Raw genomic sequence first — 17544 nt, forward strand, 5'->3', positions numbered from 1 at the left:
AACCGTGTTTTTTTAGGTTAACAGAACCCTAAGATTTGATGCTGACTTAAAGTCAAACGGCCACCCGTTAAGGTGGCCGCTCACAAGTCTTGGAAATTTTCGATGACTTAGGCTGCAGTCGAGGCGACAACACCTGCAATATCGTTGACAACCTGTTTGACAAGGTCTGCATCGTCCCCTTCGGCCATGACCCGAATAAGCGGTTCCGTGCCGGATGCACGGATCACGAGACGGCCAGCATTTCCAAGGCGCGCCTCGCCATCGGTTATAGCCGACTTAACAGTTTCTGCTTCCAACGGCCGCCCGCCCTTGTAGCGTACATTCTTCAGGATCTGGGGAACCGGTTCAAAACGGCGGCAAACCTCTGAGACTGGCCGGTCCTGATCCTTGATACAGGCGAGAACCTGCAACGCGGCAATCAGACCATCACCAGTGGTTATGAAGTCGGACAGAACAATATGGCCTGACTGCTCGCCGCCGACATTAAACCCCTTTGCGCGCATGTGTTCGACAACGTACCTGTCGCCAACCTTGGTTCGCTCCAAGGCAAGTCCAAGCCCATTGAGATACCGCTCAAGGCCCAGGTTGGACATGACCGTCGCAACAATACCAGGAGACGACAAACGATTGCTGGCTTGCCAGGACTGCGCGACCACGGCCATGAGCTGATCGCCGTCAACAACGGTGCCATTTTCATCAACTATGATGACCCGGTCGGCATCACCATCCAGCGCAATCCCGATGTCTGCCCGCAGCTCCCGGACCTTTTTCGACAAAGTATCGGTGGAGGTCGATCCACAGTCCTGATTGATGTTGAACCCATCTGGAGAAACACCGATGGAGATGACTTCTGCACCGAGCTCCCACAGCGCTTCCGGCGCGACCTTGTAGGCGGCGCCGTTTGCGCAGTCGATCACCACCCGCAGGCCTTCCAGGCTCATTTCCCGCGGCAAGGTCCGTTTGGCAAACTCAACGTAGCGCTGCTGTGCCCCGTCAATTCTGCGGGCCCGGCCAATATCCCGCACACCAGCCAGTTTGGCGGACATGTCCTGTTCGACCAGGGTTTCAATCCGCTCTTCGATGGCATCGCTCAACTTGAACCCGTCAGGGCCGAAAAACTTGATCCCGTTGTCCTGGAACGGATTATGCGAGGCGGAGATCATGACACCGACGTCGGCGCGCAGGGAACGGGTCAGCATTGCCACAGCCGGTGTTGGCATTGGCCCAAGAAGCAAAACGTCCATGCCAACGGAGGTGAAGCCTGCAACGAGTGCGTACTCGATCATATAGCCGGAAAGGCGCGTATCCTTGCCAATAACCACCCGGTGCCGATGTCCGCCGTTCTTGAAGACCAAACCGGCCGCCATTCCGACTTTCAACGCCATATCCGCCGTCATCGGGTGAGTGTTGGCCTGGCCACGGATTCCATCGGTTCCAAAAAACTTTCGCATTTCAATGCCTGTATGCTGTCTCGCGTTTGCGTCTTCTTCTAAAGCAAATGCCGCGGAACTTTAGTCAAAAAGTGTGATCGAATGTTACGATCCCATAACGCTTTGCATCTGAACTTCATGACAGAAAAAAGGCCCGGCTGAAATAGCCGGGCCTTGCTTTCATTTTGTCCGGGTCAATCAACCCTGCGGCTGGGGCTCCATGCCCCCGGTCGGCTCATCGCCACCGCGCTTCACACCCGCTTTCGGAACAGCCGAGGCGCGTCCGACCGGCTGGTCGTCGTCAGTGTCTCGCACAGGCGGCTTGCCGTCCAGAAGGTCCTTGATCTCATCGCCGGACAGAGTCTCATACTCGAGAAGCCCCTTGGCGATGGTGTGAAGCTGATCTTCGTGGTCACCCAGGATTTTCTTTGCAGTCTCGTAGCCCTGATTGACGAAGGATTTTATTTCAGCGTCGACGATCTTTTGCGTTTCATCAGCAACATGCTGATTTTTCGCAACGGAATGGCCAAGGAAGACCTCTTCCTGGTTTTCACCGTAAAGAAGCGGGCCGAGTTTGTCGGACATCCCGAATTGGGTTGCCATGGCACGGGCCAGCTTGGTCGCCATTTGAATGTCGCCAGAGGCCCCGGACGTCACCTTCTCATAACCGAAGATCATTTCTTCCGCGACGCGCCCACCCATGGCAACAGCCAGATCAGCCTTACACTTCGCACGTGTTAGCGACACCTGATCCTTTTCCGGAAGACGCATCACCATTCCGAGGGCACGGCCACGCGGGATGATTGTAGCTTTGTGGATAGGATCGGAAGCTTCCTGGTGAAGTGCGACTAGGGCGTGCCCGGCTTCGTGATAAGCCGTCAGCTTCTTTTCTTCTTCCGTCATGACGAGCGTGCGGCGTTCGGCGCCCATCATGACCTTGTCTTTTGCATCTTCAAATTCAGACATAGTCACGAGACGCTTGGACCGGCGGGCAGCCAACAGGGCGGCTTCGTTGACCAGGTTCATCAGATCGGCGCCTGAGAAGCCCGGTGTGCCGCGCGCAAGTGTCCGGACATCGACATCAGGTGCCAACGGAACTTTGCGCATGTGCACTTTCAGGATCTTTTCACGGCCAGTGACATCCGGATTTGGAACGACAATCTGACGGTCAAAACGGCCCGGGCGCAACAATGCCGGATCCAGAACGTCAGGGCGGTTGGTTGCTGCAATGATGATGATCCCTTCGTTCGGCTCGAAACCATCCATCTCGACAAGAAGCTGGTTCAACGTCTGCTCGCGCTCGTCATTCCCCCCGCCAAGTCCAGCACCGCGGTGCCGTCCGACTGCATCGATTTCGTCGATGAAAATGATGCAAGGCGCATTTTTCTTGGCTTGTTCGAACATGTCCCGGACCCGACTTGCGCCAACGCCCACAAACATTTCAACAAAGTCAGAGCCAGAAATGGTGAAGAACGGAACATTTGCTTCACCGGCAACAGCACGCGCCGTGAGCGTTTTACCGGTTCCCGGAGGACCAACGAGCAAGACACCACGCGGAATACGCCCGCCGAGGCGCTGGAATTTTTGAGGATCACGCAGAAATTCAACGATCTCCTGGAGGTCTTCCTTCGCCTCATCGATACCGGCAACGTCTTCAAAGGTTACACGTCCGTGCGCTTCCGTCAGCAACTTGGCTTTCGATTTACCAAAGCCCATCGCCTTGCCGCCGGACCCCTGCATCTGGCGCATCACAAAAATCCAGATACCCAAGATGATCAGCATCGGAAGCCATGAGAAGAGAGCGCCCAGCAGCGGCGAACTTTCGGACGGTGGCCGCGCATTAATCGAAACGCCTTTGTTCCGGAGCTCATCGACGTACTCGGCGCCATCTGGCGCATATGTCTGGAACGTTCCCGTCGACGACTGACCGGTGATCTTCTGCTCCTGGATCGTCACGGTTCGTACATCACCCCGGTCAACCTGATCCATGAAGTCTGAGAAGGATATCTCACTTGTCGTACCCTGCTGGGTGGGGCTCTGAAACAGCTGGAACAATGCGATCAGCAGAAGAGCGATTATGACCCAGAGAGCAAAATTTCGAAAATGTGCGTTCATTTCGTTTCCTTAACCGCCCAACGCGGCTTACTTGCGCGCGGTCAAATTTCGTTATGAGCGAAGATAGGTCGCCCAAGCCGCTCTGCCAAGGCGGTGCGCCATAGTTGCGCATGCGCGCTAACTATTTTGTTAAGCCAAGACCCTTATCAGATGATGCGCCGCAAGAAAACTTCGCAGTTATGCCGGTTCGTCCTCTTCATCCACATGGTTACTCCCGCTTGGGCACATGGACTTCAGCCGCTCTAAGAGTATGCCTTCAACCTGCGAACCGGCTTTCACCGGCAGAACGGCCGAAGGATAACTCAAAAGCTGATCGTCCCCCTGCGTCCAGACCACAGGTGCGGATGCAAAGGCGCTTTTTGGCCACCCATGTGGCCAGCTGAGGTCGCTGGAGTTTGCCGGAGAGCTCGCATATGGGCCAATCGCAATCTTTCCGCCAAGCCCGGACGCGCCCTCCGCAATAGTATATGAGTACCTGCAATCCCAGACCCCCTCATGCGCGGCGGGACAAAGAACCGCCGGCGGCGTCCGCCCCATTTCGCGCCAAATGAAGAGGGCATCCGCCTTGATCGAAAACACACAGCCGGCAAGTGTTGTCTGGCAAACAGGATTGTTTTTTAGACACGCATCCAAGTTTTGCAGCTTCACAAGCTGTGGATTGGCAGGCCGTCCAGTAACCCTTGTGATAATGTGGGCCAAGAACCGCAGTCTGAGTTCTTCGGGCTGCGCAGTGTAAGCGCCTCTTTCCAGTTTGACGGGTCCGGCATCGTGTTCGTGAACGTGTTCAGTTAGGAAGCGCACCAAAAAGTGATCTAGAGCTTGGCGGGTCCGGCGCATATGCGTTGCCGTGCTCAAGATCCGCGCAGCATCGACCCCTTCCGCGGACAGCAACTCCAGAATCTTTCGAAGACGGTTTCTCTTGTAAACAGCACTTGAATTTGTTGGATCCTCCCGCCAGGCCTGTGATCGCTTGCGCATGGAGGCGTCAAGTGCGGATTTTGGGATCATCAGGAACGGACGGATCAACCTCAGACCCTCGGGACCGTTTGGCTCGTCCAATGCCATCCCGGCCAGACCATAGACGCCGCTTCCCCTCCCAAGCCGATCCAAAAAAGTTTCAACCTGATCGTCTCTGTGATGTGCCAGCACAATGCACTCGGCACCGTCCGAAACAGCGGCATCGGCAAACAGCCGGTACCGGGCAAGGCGGGCCTCCTGCTGAACGTTTGCGAGCGGTAACGTGGGCTGCCAGGACAAGCTTCGACACTTGATGCCGAGGTCCCGGCAGAGCTTGGCGACAAAGTCCGCATCTGCGGCGCTTCCCGCTCTAAGACCATGATCGACTGTGTAGACGGCTGCTCGCCCTGCCCAGCCCGTGCGATGGCGCCATTCGTTGAAAAGAACCAGCAGTGCAACAGAATCGACCCCGCCCGAGACGGCAAGAGCAACGTTTGAAAATGAATCTAATGGAGAAAACAGTCGGTCGCAGTCGACCAGACTCAAAGGTGCCGGATCATTAGGAACATTGGGCACGGCTGCGCTCATCCCGCGCTTGGGACAACACAGCAGGCGCGGCATTTGGAAATTTGTTCAAGAGTTCAGAAAAGGTCGCACATGCAACATCGGTCTCACCCAGACCGCGCAAGGACACGCCGAGTTTCAAAAGACTATCCGGACCTTTGGGATTTCCCGGGTAATCCTTGTAGGTCTTCAAAAATGCATCGGCGGCTTCGCGGTAATTTTGCTGAGCAAGCAGGCTCTCGCCGAGCCAGTACTGAGCGTTGGGAACGAGCGCATCACCGGGATAAGCCTCAAGAAAAGATCTGAAACCCGTTTCAGCTGCCTGATAGTCGCCATTGACCGCAAACGAGTAGGCTTGATCGTAATCCGTCCGCGGATCACCTGTTCCGAGAATCCCGGCAAGGGCGTCATCGTCGGTACTCAGGTTCGGGTCAGGCACCGCCGACGTCCCTGGCACATTTTCGAGGCCGCTTGCCAGCGCTGAAAGGTCGATTGGCCCATCCGTCGGCAAATTGCCGCCTTCCTGATAGCCGCCTGACGCCGACCAGTCGCCGTCACCGGAGCCACCTGCAGGAAGTGTCGCCAAATCACCGCCGGGTGCAACAAGATTGCCAGACCGCGGCGTCCCATCCGGGCTCAATCCGGGCGTTGCGCCCGGGCCCGCGTCAGACCGGTCACCCGGCGCGCCGCCCTCGAGCTGCTGGAACCTGTATTCATTGTCTTCCTGCATGCGCCGCATTTGATCCTGCATTTCGCGCAACTGGAAGGACAGTTGTTCAATCTGCCCTGTCAGGACACGGATCTGTTCTTCCAGCTGAGCAACGCGGACAGCTGAATCATCATTGCGCCTGCCGAACAATTGCGCATTCGAGGGTGACGACGTGGCGACAAACGCCAGCGTCAGCAGCAAGCAGGCCATTCCATTGAGGTAACGCATTCATTCCTCCGGTTTCTTGCATGATGTCTTTACCATGCCCGGCGCATCTCTCAAGGCAAAGAGCGCTTGGAGTTCGGCTAAATTTTGACGGTGCGACCGAAAAATGGCTCTGCAACACTGCAGGTCAAACGCATTGCGGCCGGGGCACCATGCCCGGCCGCAACCGAAGTCTCAGTGATTATCGGGCGATCAGTTCGTGGCGTTGTTCAACACCGTGACGGCCCGGCGGTTCTGGGACCAGCAGCTATTGTCATTACACACGGCGACCGGACGCTCCTTACCATAGGAAATAGTCCGGATCCTGGACGCCGAAACGCCCTGGCCAACAAGGTAATCGCGTGCGGCCTGAGCGCGGCGTGCGCCCAGCGCAATGTTGTATTGGCGGGTGCCACGCTCGTCCGCATGACCCTCTACAGTGATTGTGTATTGGGAGTAGCGGTTCAGCCACTTCGCCTGATTGGCAAGAGTTGCCTGGCCCTGCGCATTCAAAACGGACTGGTCTTCTTCAAAGAAAACACGGTCGCCGACATTGACGACAAAGTCCTGACCTGTACCCGGCGTTACGTTGCTCGACAGGCCATCCGGTTTGGTTTGCGCACATGCAGCTGCGAACAAAACCGCGAAGCAGACTGCAATCCAGCGCGCGCCATGGATGGCATTTTGTTTCATTAACATTCCAGTCTCCTATCCCCAGCCTGCAAAGTCCTTCCGGATGCCCGGCGTTAGGGTAAATGCTTTCTAGACAAAGCTGGTTAAAACGGCCTTTGCAAACATGGTTAGCAAAAGCTTAACACGCCTTGCTCAATCGATCAGTGGCGACCATGACGGGTCCGACGCGAAGGCTGGCGTTTCCAGCCGCAGCTCGTTGTATCCTGTGAGATCAACCGTCCAAACCTGCGGCCCGCCATTCGCTCCAGGTGTATCGCGGAAGAACACCAAAACACGGCCATTTGGTGACCATGCGGGCCCCTCGTTATGATACCCTTCGGTCAAGATGCGCTCGCCCTTGCCGTCTGGCCGCATCACACCAATCATGAACCGGCCCTGATGCTGTTTGGTGAAAGCAATGAGGTCACCGCGCGGGGACCATACAGGTGTCGAATACCGGCCGGGCCCGAAGGAAATCCGCTCGGCACCACCGCCATTCGCACCCATCACATAAAGTTGTTGCGTCCCGCCACGATCAGATTCAAAAACGATCCGGCGGCCATCGGGTGAAAAGGACGGGCTGGTATCAATCGCAGCCGTGTTGGTGAGACGGGTGGTTTGCCGGGAACGGAGATCCATCTTGAAGATATTGGCATTGCCGCCCTGTTGGAGGCTCATCACCACGCTCTGGCCATCCGGTGAGAATCTCGGGGCAAAGGTCATGCCGGGAAAGTTGCCCACAATCTCACGCTGTCCGGTCTCGATGTTCAGGAGATAAACGCTCGGGTCCGTCCCACCGTAGGACATATAGGTGATTTCCTGGCTGGTCGGCGAAAAGCGCGGTGTCAGAACCAGATCATCTCCCCGTGTCAGATAGCGGATATTCGCCCCATCCTGATCCATGATGGCAAGCCGTTTGACGCGTTTGTCCTTAGGCCCGGTTTCATCGACAAAAACGATACGGGTATCGAAGTATCCTTTTTCGCCTGTCAGCCGCTCGTAGATCGCATCCGAGATGATATGAGCAAGACGGCGCCAGTTTTCCGGGGTTGTGTAGAATTGCTGTCCGAGCATCTGATCGGCGGCAAAGACATCCCAAAGCCGGAACTCCGCCCGTAAACGACCATCCGGCTGCTGAATGACTGTTCCAGTGACCAGTGCCTGGGCGCTGATTGTCCGCCAGTCGCCGAAGCGCGGCGTTGAGTTGACGCTCATGTTCTTCTGAATGTAACTCGCCGGATCAAGCGGGTTGAACAAGCCTGACCGTCTGAGATTGGCCGCAATGACCGCTGTCATGTCCGACGCCAGGCGGCTGTCGCCCCCTTCGGCGGAAAATGGCGGCAATGCTATCGGAAGCGGCTCGATATTGCCTTGCGTAATATCGATCTCAACGAGAGCCTTCGCGGGCTCAGGTCCCAGCAGGCCCGAGAACACGCCTGCAGCAATTGCCAAGACCGCGATCCGGGTTGCAAGAACCGAAAGCTTTTTCAAATTTCCGCGCATGAGCACTCAGCTCCCTTGATTAAGGTGACGTCCGTCTCCGGACTATCCTCCAAGCATTTCCCTTGGATCAAAATTGATAATCACTTCCTGCCAGGTTTCATACTTCGCAACAGGAAGAGAATAAGGCTGACACCGCATTATCGCACGAACTGCGCTGCTTGCGGCCGCCCGGAATGCCGGGTTGCCATTTGAATTCAAGACTTCCGGACTTCCCGACACATCACCGGATTGAGATAGATTGAAGCGCACACGAACTTTGAGTTCCTCGGCGCCAACCGCACCGACCGGAGGGCTCCAGCATTGCGCCACCTGCCCTCTCAAGGCATCAAGTTCCGATTGCGTCATGCGGATGTTCTGGGCCCCTTGGCGTGACCCGAGTGATGCCGGATCCTGGGACGATTGCCCGGCCGCAGCAGCAGGCTCAACCTTGTTCAAGAGCGCAGCCACCTGGTCAACGACTTCTTCGGTTTCGCGCTCGGGTGCGCGCCGCGGCGGTGTTGGTTTTGATCGCGGGGCTACACTTGTCACAATCGGCTGCGGGGCGGGCGCTGCCTCTTGCTGCGGCTCCGGGGCAGGTTCAGGCTCAGCGACAGGAACAGGGGCCGGCGCTGGCTCTGGTTCGGCAACCGGCTGCGGCTCCGGCTCCGCGGCAGGTGGCGGAGGTGCGGGTGCGGGCGAAGGTGTTGGCTGCTGGACCTGGCTGTCGCCTGGGCGGTCGGCGGGCTGCGGTGGTGTTTCCTCAGGTGTCTCGCTGGGATTTAAGGCCGCAACGTCCCGGATTTCGGCGTTACGTTCGCCAAGACGGAGCTGGGTAAATTCTTCAACAGGTATCAGATCCACCGGCAGAGTTTCCACCTGCGGCACCGAAAAGCTCTCCGCGTCCGGAAATGAGACCAAGCCCCAGACCAATATCGCCGTATGACCGGCCAAAGACGCGATGAGACCGGCGCGCATGACGCTTTACGAGTCCCGTTCTTCCAGAGTGACCAGGCCGAGCCGTTTAAAGCCGGCCGCGTTAATCCGCCCCATCAGTTTCATAACTGTGCCGTAGTCGGCATCTTGATCGCCGCGTACGTAGATACGCTCTTCATAGCCATTGGCGGCAATGGCTTCGAGTTTGGGGACCACCTCGTCCAGAAGGATCGGCGTGTCCTGAATGAAGATTTCGCCAGACGAATTCACCGAAATTGTGATTGGCTCATTATCACCCTCAAGCGGCTTGGCTGCTGTTTCAGGCAAATCGATCGGCACGCCTACCGTGAGCAATGGTGCAGCAACCATGAAAATGATGAGGAGAACAAGCATGACGTCCACAAATGGCGTCACGTTGATCTCACTTATTGGGGCTGAACGGCGTCTTCGGCGGCCCCGGCGACCTCCGCCCGCTCCGCCACTTCCGACCTGCATGGCCATCGCTTAGCCCCTCTCGTCGATCTGACGGGACAGGATTGCCGAAAACTCATCGGCAAAGCCTTCCATCCGGGCAACAGCTTTGCCAACGTCGGAGTTGAACTTGTTGAAGGCAATAACAGCCGGGATAGCCGCCAGAAGACCGAGGGCCGTGGCAAACAAGGCCTCAGCAATACCGGGCGCCACGACGGCAAGGTTCGTGCTCTCGGACGTGGCAATTGCCTGGAAGGCAGTCATGATGCCCCAAACGGTTCCAAAAAGACCGATAAAGGGCGCGGCAGACCCAACAGTTGCCAAAATCAGCAATCGGCTTTCAAGGCGTTCAGACTCCCGCTGGATAGTAACGTCCATCACGCGGTCTATGCGCTGCTGCAAGCTGGCAATGGCGGGCCGGGACCCCTCGTGACTGCGTTTCCACTCGCGCATCGCCGCCACAAAGAGCGCCGCCATGGAGTGATTTACCCGGTTGTGGAGCGTGCCATAAAGTTCCTCCAGCGATTGCCCAGACCAGAAAACGGTCTCAAACCGGTTCATCTGGCGTTGTGTGCGGCCGATCAGCAAGACCTTGTCGACGATGATCGCCCAGCACCATACCGATGACAAAATCAGACCGATCATGACAAGTTGGACGACGATATGCGCTTGCCAAAACAGATCAATAAGTGAAAAGCCTTCATGCGGCGCCATCGAAATATGCTTCCTATTGTGTTCAGTCGGTCTCGTGACCGGGCCGGCTTCAAGATCGCGGAATTCAATCAACCATTTCCGCCAGAAATCATGTCCAGGGGCGTTTGGAACAGGACGCCTCTCTGACGTTTGATTTTGTCAAAACTGGGACTTGGTCCGCGCTTTCTTTACGGTTCTTAGAGGAATCTATTATGGTTACCGCAGGATTAAGATCCGCCGACGTTTTTGAACAAATTTTCGTTTTGAGCTGCTGTCGGCAATGTCACCGGCCTTGATTTGGTCGGCATTATTGATCCTGATTTACCGGACGTTGAGCCAATAGCTTCTCGGCCAACTGTGCAGGCAAACGCGAGGGTTTTCCATCGGTGTTTATGACTGCAACGGTGACGGCGGCTGAAACGAGGAGCTGCCCTTCTCGATAAATCAACTGGTCCAAACGAATACGCGCACCTTTAAACTCGGCCAGGCTCGTGTGGACTTCCAGTACGTCATCAATGCGCGCCGGTTTCTGGAAATCAAGTGACATGGATTTGACGGCAAACGCCAAAGCCACTCCGTTTACCCCATTCGCCAATTCTGCGTGATGGATACCGACCAGCCGGAGAAAGTCTGAACGCGCCCGTTCAAAAAAACGGACATAAGCTCCGTGGTACACGATGCCGGTGAAATCGGTATCTTCATAATAGACCCTGACCGGAAGCACGTGTCCGCCATCTTCAAGCCGCCCTGCTAGATCTGGCCAATCGGTCACGGTGTCATCTCCAAATAAAAAGCCTTCCGGCGTTGAAACCGGAAGGCCGGATGTTTGTTAGATAAGACCGGACTTAAGCAGCCGCAACCTCGCTCAGGAAGGCTTCGACCGATGCCCGCAGCTGCTCCGCCTGCTGCTTCATCTCGATCGTTGCATTGAGCATGTCCTTAACCGCTGCGGAGTTCTCCGCCACGCCGGAATTAAGCTCCGCAACCGTCACAGCAACGTTCCGGGTTCCCTCAGCCGCTTCCGCAACGTTCCGCGAAATCTCGCCGGTCGCCGCGCCCTGCTGTTGAACCGCATCGGCGATGGTTCCGGTATAGGAGTTCACTTCCTCCACGCTTTCGGATACCTGACCAATCTCGTTCACCGCCTCACTGGTCGAGGCTTGGATTGCAGCGATCTGGGTGGAGATTTCCTCGGTTGCCTTTGCGGTCTGTCCGGCAAGGGACTTCACTTCGGAAGCAACGACCGCAAATCCTTTTCCAGCTTCGCCAGCGCGGGCCGCTTCAATCGTCGCATTGAGGGCAAGCAGGTTTGTCTGCTCGGCGATATCCGAGATCAACGAGACAACATCGCCGATTTTCTCCGCAGCTGCGGCAAGACCTGAAATCTTTGCGTTGGAACTTTGCGCAGCGGACGTCGTCTTTTCGACAATCCCGGCGGTCGTTTCGACTTGTCTGGATATTTCTGAGATCGATGCATTCAACTCTTCAGTCGCCGAGGCAACGGCCTGAACATTCGCAGACGCTTGTTCCGACGTTGACGCCGCCGCCTCTCCTTGAGAAGCAGCTGAGGTGGAGCGGACACTCAACGCCGAGGACAATTCCTCGACACGGGCAATATTGGTTTCGACAAGCTCCAGTACCCGCTGCGCTTCGGAACGGAATGAGCTGATCAACTCATCAATCTTCTTTTCGCGCTGTTCGCGGGCGATATGACCGACTTTCCGCTCAGCCGCCAGGCGTTCGCGCTCAATCGAATTGCCCTTGAACACGTCAATACAGCGTGCCATTTCGCCGATTTCATCCTGGCGCTCAGTCGCATCGACTGGCACTTCCAGATCCCCGTCAGCAATTTGCCGGGCCGCAGCTGAAAGCCCCTGAAGCGGAGCAAACATGCGTCCTGTCACCCACCAAATGACACCTACAATCGGCACCAGACACAAGATGCCGGAGATGATAGCGCCAAATGTAATCCGGTCCGCAGCCGCCGAGAGCTTCGTTTGAAGAACCGCATCGACAACGCCATAAGGGGCCTCGGAGAAAGTTGCGCTCGCTTGGGCATAGCGGTAGTCATTTCCATCCAGCAAAAGCGTCTGATTTCCGCTGACGACAGTTTCTTTGTTGTGCACGACCGCCGCACGGCCGGCGGCATCCAGGCTCACAAGCTGTCCCGCCTTATCAACGAGAAATACTTGTTCGCCTTCATCCAGCTCTCCAGACCCGTTCAACAGATCTGCAAGATTGGCCATGTTCACTGAAAAGGCAGCGGCGCCAAAAAAGCGATCCAGATAAAAGACCGGTGCAGCAATGACCATGGAGACCGTGCCGTCTTCTGACGTCATGAAGCCGGACGTAAAGATCTGGCGTGCCTGAATGCTCTCGTCTGCGACAGCTTTGAAGAGAGGACCGAGTGCAACCTGAACCGCATGTCCCGAAATCTCCGCATCATCAATGTGGTGAGCGAATTCCTGTCCCTTGGCGAACGTGTAGGTGATCACCCCATCCGGAGTGGCGAGAGCCACATCTGAAAAAACACCCTGACTGACAAGATCCTGGAAAATCGGGTGAACAACCTTGTGGTTGTTGGTGTACTGGTTTGTTTCGGTCGGCTCCAGAAGCAGATGGCGCTCTCCGGCAGGATGCGGATTGTCCGTCACAAACAAACCACGGAGAATAGCGGTCTGACCTTCCTTCAGGTTTTTCCAGCCAACCAGGGTCTTCATCAAGCTGCTTTTTGCATCTTCAAGAGACACAAAGAATTTGGCGCTGTCAGCTGCCTGGCTTAACGCCAATTCCGCCACTTTGAGTTTGGCTTTGGTTCCGCTTTGCAAAGCTGCATCGGCCTGACCATTGGCAACGTCCCGTGACAAGGTCGACGTGACCGTTACAATCGCGATGCACATCGTCACCGCACCTGCCAAAAACATAAGAGCTAGTTTAGATGAAAGCCGCTTACGCATCGTATCCCCCACATAGTTAAGCGCACTATGCAGGGGCATTAACGAAAAAACCCTTAATTCCCCTCAGGTATTACTGCAATAAATCGCAATGATAGTGATTACTATGCGCTCAGGCTATCCGTCAGGATCTGAGAAGAGCCCCATCTGCGGGGCAGCAACCTGTTCTGGAACCGAAAGCCCCAGATGCTGAAAGGCGACCGGTGTCAGGATACGCCCTCTTGGCGTGCGCTGCAGAAACCCGTTTTGAATGAGATAGGGCTCCACAATTTCTTCAATCGCATCGCGCGGCTCGGACAGCGCTGCGGCAATTGTCTCGATGCCGACCGGACCGCCGCCAAAATTCATGGCGATCTGGCTTAAATAACGCCGGTCGAGACTGTCGAGCCCGGCCCCATCCACCTCAAGCTGCAGCAGGGCTTTATCGGCAAGGCGGGCATCCACGCGCTCAGCCCCCTCAAACACCGCAAAGTCGCGAACACGCCGCAAAAGCCGTCCGGCGATCCGGGGCGTGCCACGTGAGCGCTTTGCAATCTCATGGGCGCCGTCTTCCGCCATCCCGATCCCGAGGATGGATGCGCCCCGTTTAACGATGTGTTCCAACTCAGCAACTGTGTAAAACTGCAGCCGGACCGGGATTCCAAAACGGTCCCGAAGCGGTGTCGTCAAAAGCCCGAGCCGCGTCGTGGCCGCCACAAGAGTGAACTTTGCAAGGTCAATCTTTACGGAGCGGGCCGCCGGCCCTTCGCCAATAATCAGATCAAGCTGGTAATCCTCCATGGCGGGATAGAGAACCTCTTCAACCGCCGGATTGAGCCGGTGTATCTCATCGATAAAAAGAACGTCCCGCTCTTCAAGATTGGTGAGCAGCGCTGCCAGGTCACCAGCCTTTGCGATGACGGGACCAGACGTGGCCCGGAAATTAACGCCGAGCTCCCGCGCCATGATCTGCGCTAAAGTGGTTTTTCCAAGCCCCGGAGGCCCGACGAACAGAACATGGTCAAGCGCTTCTCCGCGGGCTTTGGCCGCGCCGATGAAGACTTTGAGGTTGGCCCTGGCCTGTGCCTGACCGACAAAATCATCAAGCGCTTGCGGGCGCATGGTGCTGTCAATCTCATCACCGCGGATTTCCGGCGTAACCAGGCGTTGATCATCCGACATTCCCGACCACCACGAACAACAACACCAGGAGAAACAGGGAGTAAGCGACCCTCAAAGCATAGAACTTTTTGAATTGCTGCCTGACAAACGGATCGTCCGTTTCGATGCGGCGCCCCTTGATCGCAAATGGCCGGTCACCAACGGCGAGAGAGAACTTGTGATCAAGATACATGATCCCGCCAACGCCCAGGACGACGAAAACAACAGCGATAATGGTGTAGGTAACGGCGATCATGATGACAGTTCCTTGAGCCCCAGGCGGATCAGTGTTTCGGTGCCGGCGTCCGAACCTGCGGACTGTACGGCCTTGGCAACCGCAGCACTGGCCTGCGGCTGACTGTAGCCAAGATTGGTCAGGGCGGACACTGCTTCGGCAACCGGGCGGGATGCAACGTTGTCTGCAATCGTTTGCGATACTTCGATCGTGCCAGCATCAACACTGGCAAAAGCGGGTGCCTTATCCTTGAGCTCAGACAGGATCCGCTCGGCAACCCGCTTGCCAACACCCGGCGCACGTGACATCGCTGCCTTGTCGCCGAGCGCAATAGCATTTGCGACCTCACTGGCCTTCAATATTCCCAGAATGCCGAGAGCGACTTTTGCTCCGACCCCCTGCACCGTCATGAGAATGCGAAACCACTCACGTTCTGCCTCTTGCCCGAACCCATACAGCCGGATCATGTCCTCCCTGACGATGGTCTCAATAAAAAGGACGGCCGCCTCACCGGCCCGCGGCAGTGTCTGCAAAATGCGCGAGGGGCAAAAAACCTGATATCCGACCCCGTGCACATCGAGGATCACATGATCCTCGCCGTAGCTGTCAATCGTTCCCTTCAACTTCCCGATCATGCAGCCCCCAAACTACGCTGCATTTGGAAAAAGAGACGCTGAGAAAATTTCTCTACAGCGCCATCCTCTTCTGCTGTCAAATCTCGGACCGGCAGATAACCGGTACAAGCACCAGATTGTTGATCCACCCCAAAGAACAACACAACATCGATGCACTGAAATCGTCCCTTTCTGAACTCCGACATAAAGAACCTTGAGGCAGTCTCAGTAACAAACTTGAAATCGTTGTAGCGCCCAGAATGGGTAAAAACTAAAACTCGTAGAAAACTTTCTACTTTGAAGGCTTTACAGTGGTCACGAAATTGGGAGTTTGCTTTACTAATATGACTTTCGTAGACTTGGCTAACGGTTCTGTATACTTCTTTCAAACCAGCCACCGGATCTGCCATGGTGTCTACAATATCTCTACTAGGCACCTTTCCGAGGGCGACAACAAATTTCCCTTGCTTCTTTGATAAGTTATGTAGTCGATCATAGATCTTATTAGTCGGATCTTTTTCAATATGCTTTATCTCAACGAAACATCGTTCGAAGAAGTTCGCGAAATCCGGAGTTTTTACGGATCTACTCTCTCGAGTTTTTATTTCATCGATGTACTGGTACTCACAGTCTAACAAAACCGTCGCAGCAAGGGTTTCAAGCTCTCTTCCTTCCGTAATCATGCAGCCCCCTGCCGCGCAAGCCGGGCGGCACCGCTGGCGCGGTGCTGAGCATGGCAAATCGCAATTGCGAGCGCATCCGCCGCATCATCTGAATTGAACGTTGCCCGTGGCATGAGCACTTTGACCATGGCCCTGATCTGCTCTTTTTCCGCATGGCCGGTGCCAACGACCGTTTTCTTCACGAGGTTTGGCGCGTATTCAGCCACTGCCAGACCGGCAAGCGAGGGCACGAGCAATGCGATCCCCCTGGCCTGGCCGAGTTTGAGTGTGGCACCGGCATCCTTGTTCACAAATGTATGTTCGACCGCTGCCTCGTCGGGCGCATACTGCGCAACGATTGCGCTGAGCCCGTCATGAAGCTGCACAAGCCTCTCAGCCAGGCTTTTTTTGTTGTCGGACGTCACCGTGCCCGAGGCAACAAACGAAAGACGGTTTCCCGCTGCTTCGATCATGCCCCATCCGGTGCGCCGAAGGCCCGGATCAATACCGAGCAATCGAATCGCGTTCACCATGGAACAAACCGGTAACAAAACTTGCCGATTGACGCCAGCAAAAGAGCATCCTACCGATGGAAAGCCATCCTTTCTCCCCCGCATTCCCTTGAGCCCAGATGTTTGATGTTTTCAGTTCCTTTCCGCCCATGCTGCTCGCATTTCTGGCGGCAACCTTGTTTGTAGCCGGTTGCGTTCGCGGCTTTGCAGGCTTTGGCGCCGGAATGATCTTCATGCCGGTCGCTTCCAGCGTGATGCCGCCGGCGTCCGCAGCTGCCGCATTTCTTTTCATAGACAGTATCGTCGCGGCGCCACTGATGATTCGCGCGCTACGTCTTTGTGAATGGGCAACCGTCTTGCCCGCTGTCATCGGATCGATTTTTTTTGTCCAGGTGGGAGCCTGGCTTCTGGCGACGATCGACACCCTGATCCTTCGCTGGATCATATTCGGTATCGTCACTGGGCTGCTCCTTCTGCTCTTGTCCGGCTGGATCTACAAGCGGAAGCCATCAAAACCGGTCTCGTTTTCAATTGGCGGTGTGGCCGGGCTTTTGGGCGGCATTTCCCAGGTTTCCGCGCCGCCAATCGTCGCCTTTTGGATGGCAAGTTCCCGTGATCCTGCAGTTGTGCGCGCAAACTTGATTGTGTTTTTCCCGCTGGCAGGCGTTGGAACATTCGCAGCATACATCCTGAATGGTTTTTTTACGCTGGATGTGTTCCGTCTCTTGATCATGGCCGTGCCTGTCTACGGGCTGTCACTGGCACTCGGCTCGCGAGGTTTCAAGAAGGCGGATCCGGCACTCTACCGCAAAATCGCCTACAGCTTGATTGCCTTAGCTGCCTTAATCAGCATGCCAGCGCTGGATCCGCTGTTCCGATAGCTTTGCCTGGCACTCGGCCCTTTTTCGGTGAGGGGATCGGGCCGGCTCTGTTTCGAACATTTCGCGGGTTTGCCAGGACGCTCAACGCGACTCGTACCGCATCTGTGGCCCTCTCGCGCAAATGGATGACAGCGAGTTGCTCGCAGGTGTTTCTTAGCGCCTCAGCGAACCGGGCTTTTCTGGGAAACGCCCAACGCCCGGTAGATCCATAACCGATCAGCTTCAGCGTTCGACCCTGTAGCGTCTTCGAATACGGCTGCGTCAGCGCGAAAACTTCAAAAATGATGGCTTCATGAAAAAACCCCGGCAGAGCCGG

The 17544-nt window shown here is 56.0% G+C and carries 17 protein-coding genes; 1 reads left to right on the top strand and 16 read right to left on the bottom strand.

Annotated elements, in window-relative coordinates; genetic code table 11:
* Positions 1-107 precede the first annotated feature (107 nt).
* The 16 genes from glmM to ruvC form a co-directional block, all read right to left on the bottom strand.
* Positions 108-1451: a phosphoglucosamine mutase gene (gene glmM, locus E1180_RS14710; RefSeq protein ID WP_155191976.1), complete on the bottom strand. Its 1344-nt coding sequence runs from the start codon at positions 1449-1451 to the stop codon at positions 108-110.
* Positions 1452-1628: 177 nt separating this feature from the next.
* Complete coding sequence (ftsH, locus tag E1180_RS14715) at positions 1629-3545, bottom strand: ATP-dependent zinc metalloprotease FtsH (protein WP_155191977.1); 1917 nt, start codon at positions 3543-3545, stop codon at positions 1629-1631.
* 177 nt (positions 3546-3722) lie between these two features.
* Complete coding sequence (gene tilS, locus E1180_RS14720) at positions 3723-5078, bottom strand: tRNA lysidine(34) synthetase TilS (RefSeq protein ID WP_196220605.1); 1356 nt, start codon at positions 5076-5078, stop codon at positions 3723-3725.
* Complete coding sequence (ybgF, locus tag E1180_RS14725) at positions 5062-6003, bottom strand: tol-pal system protein YbgF (protein WP_208997158.1); 942 nt, start codon at positions 6001-6003, stop codon at positions 5062-5064. The genes tilS and ybgF overlap by 17 nt, the downstream gene beginning before the upstream one ends.
* A gap of 189 nt (positions 6004-6192) precedes the next feature.
* Complete coding sequence (gene pal, locus E1180_RS14730) at positions 6193-6678, bottom strand: peptidoglycan-associated lipoprotein Pal (RefSeq protein ID WP_208997159.1); 486 nt, start codon at positions 6676-6678, stop codon at positions 6193-6195.
* A gap of 126 nt (positions 6679-6804) precedes the next feature.
* The gene (tolB, locus tag E1180_RS14735; protein ID WP_155191979.1) at positions 6805-8154 is read right to left on the bottom strand and encodes a Tol-Pal system beta propeller repeat protein TolB; all 1350 of its coding nucleotides are present in this window, start codon (positions 8152-8154) and stop codon (positions 6805-6807) included.
* Positions 8155-8196: 42 nt separating this feature from the next.
* On the bottom strand, positions 8197-9108 hold the full coding sequence (locus tag E1180_RS14740) for a cell envelope biogenesis protein TolA (protein ID WP_155191980.1): 912 nt from the start codon (positions 9106-9108) through the stop codon (positions 8197-8199).
* 6 nt (positions 9109-9114) lie between these two features.
* The gene (tolR, locus tag E1180_RS14745; protein ID WP_155191981.1) at positions 9115-9567 is read right to left on the bottom strand and encodes a protein TolR; all 453 of its coding nucleotides are present in this window, start codon (positions 9565-9567) and stop codon (positions 9115-9117) included.
* 3 nt (positions 9568-9570) lie between these two features.
* Positions 9571-10251, bottom strand: coding sequence for a protein TolQ (gene tolQ / locus E1180_RS14750; RefSeq protein WP_155191982.1), 681 nt, complete (start codon positions 10249-10251; stop codon positions 9571-9573).
* 286 nt (positions 10252-10537) lie between these two features.
* Positions 10538-11002, bottom strand: a complete 465-nt coding sequence (gene ybgC, locus E1180_RS14755) for a tol-pal system-associated acyl-CoA thioesterase (RefSeq protein WP_283404421.1) — start codon at positions 11000-11002, stop codon at positions 10538-10540.
* A gap of 73 nt (positions 11003-11075) precedes the next feature.
* Positions 11076-13130 (bottom strand): methyl-accepting chemotaxis protein, encoded by a 2055-nt coding sequence (locus tag E1180_RS14760; protein ID WP_208997160.1) that lies wholly within the window; start codon positions 13128-13130, stop codon positions 11076-11078.
* Positions 13131-13301: 171 nt separating this feature from the next.
* A complete protein-coding gene (ruvB, locus tag E1180_RS14765; protein ID WP_155191984.1) occupies positions 13302-14345 on the bottom strand; it encodes a Holliday junction branch migration DNA helicase RuvB in 1044 nt (347 codons plus the stop codon).
* Positions 14335-14580, bottom strand: a complete 246-nt coding sequence (locus tag E1180_RS14770; RefSeq protein WP_155191985.1) for an endonuclease — start codon at positions 14578-14580, stop codon at positions 14335-14337. The genes ruvB and E1180_RS14770 overlap by 11 nt, the downstream gene beginning before the upstream one ends.
* Positions 14577-15194 (bottom strand): Holliday junction branch migration protein RuvA, encoded by a 618-nt coding sequence (ruvA, locus tag E1180_RS14775; protein ID WP_155191986.1) that lies wholly within the window; start codon positions 15192-15194, stop codon positions 14577-14579. The genes E1180_RS14770 and ruvA overlap by 4 nt, the downstream gene beginning before the upstream one ends.
* Entirely contained in the window at positions 15191-15856 is a 666-nt protein-coding gene (locus E1180_RS14780) for a hypothetical protein (protein WP_155191987.1), read from the bottom strand. Before E1180_RS14780 ends, ruvA begins: the two co-directional genes overlap by 4 nt.
* A complete protein-coding gene (ruvC, locus tag E1180_RS14785; protein WP_155191988.1) occupies positions 15853-16368 on the bottom strand; it encodes a crossover junction endodeoxyribonuclease RuvC in 516 nt (171 codons plus the stop codon). The genes E1180_RS14780 and ruvC overlap by 4 nt, the downstream gene beginning before the upstream one ends.
* Before the next feature lie 98 nt (positions 16369-16466).
* On the opposite strand from ruvC, the gene E1180_RS14790 reads away from it, so the two are divergent.
* Positions 16467-17228, top strand: a complete 762-nt coding sequence (locus E1180_RS14790; protein WP_155191989.1) for a sulfite exporter TauE/SafE family protein — start codon at positions 16467-16469, stop codon at positions 17226-17228.
* Positions 17229-17544 lie beyond the last annotated feature (316 nt).

Origin of the sequence: Roseibium denhamense (assembly GCF_009711415.1) — a bacterium.
Lineage (GTDB): Bacteria > Pseudomonadota > Alphaproteobacteria > Rhizobiales > Stappiaceae > Roseibium > Roseibium denhamense.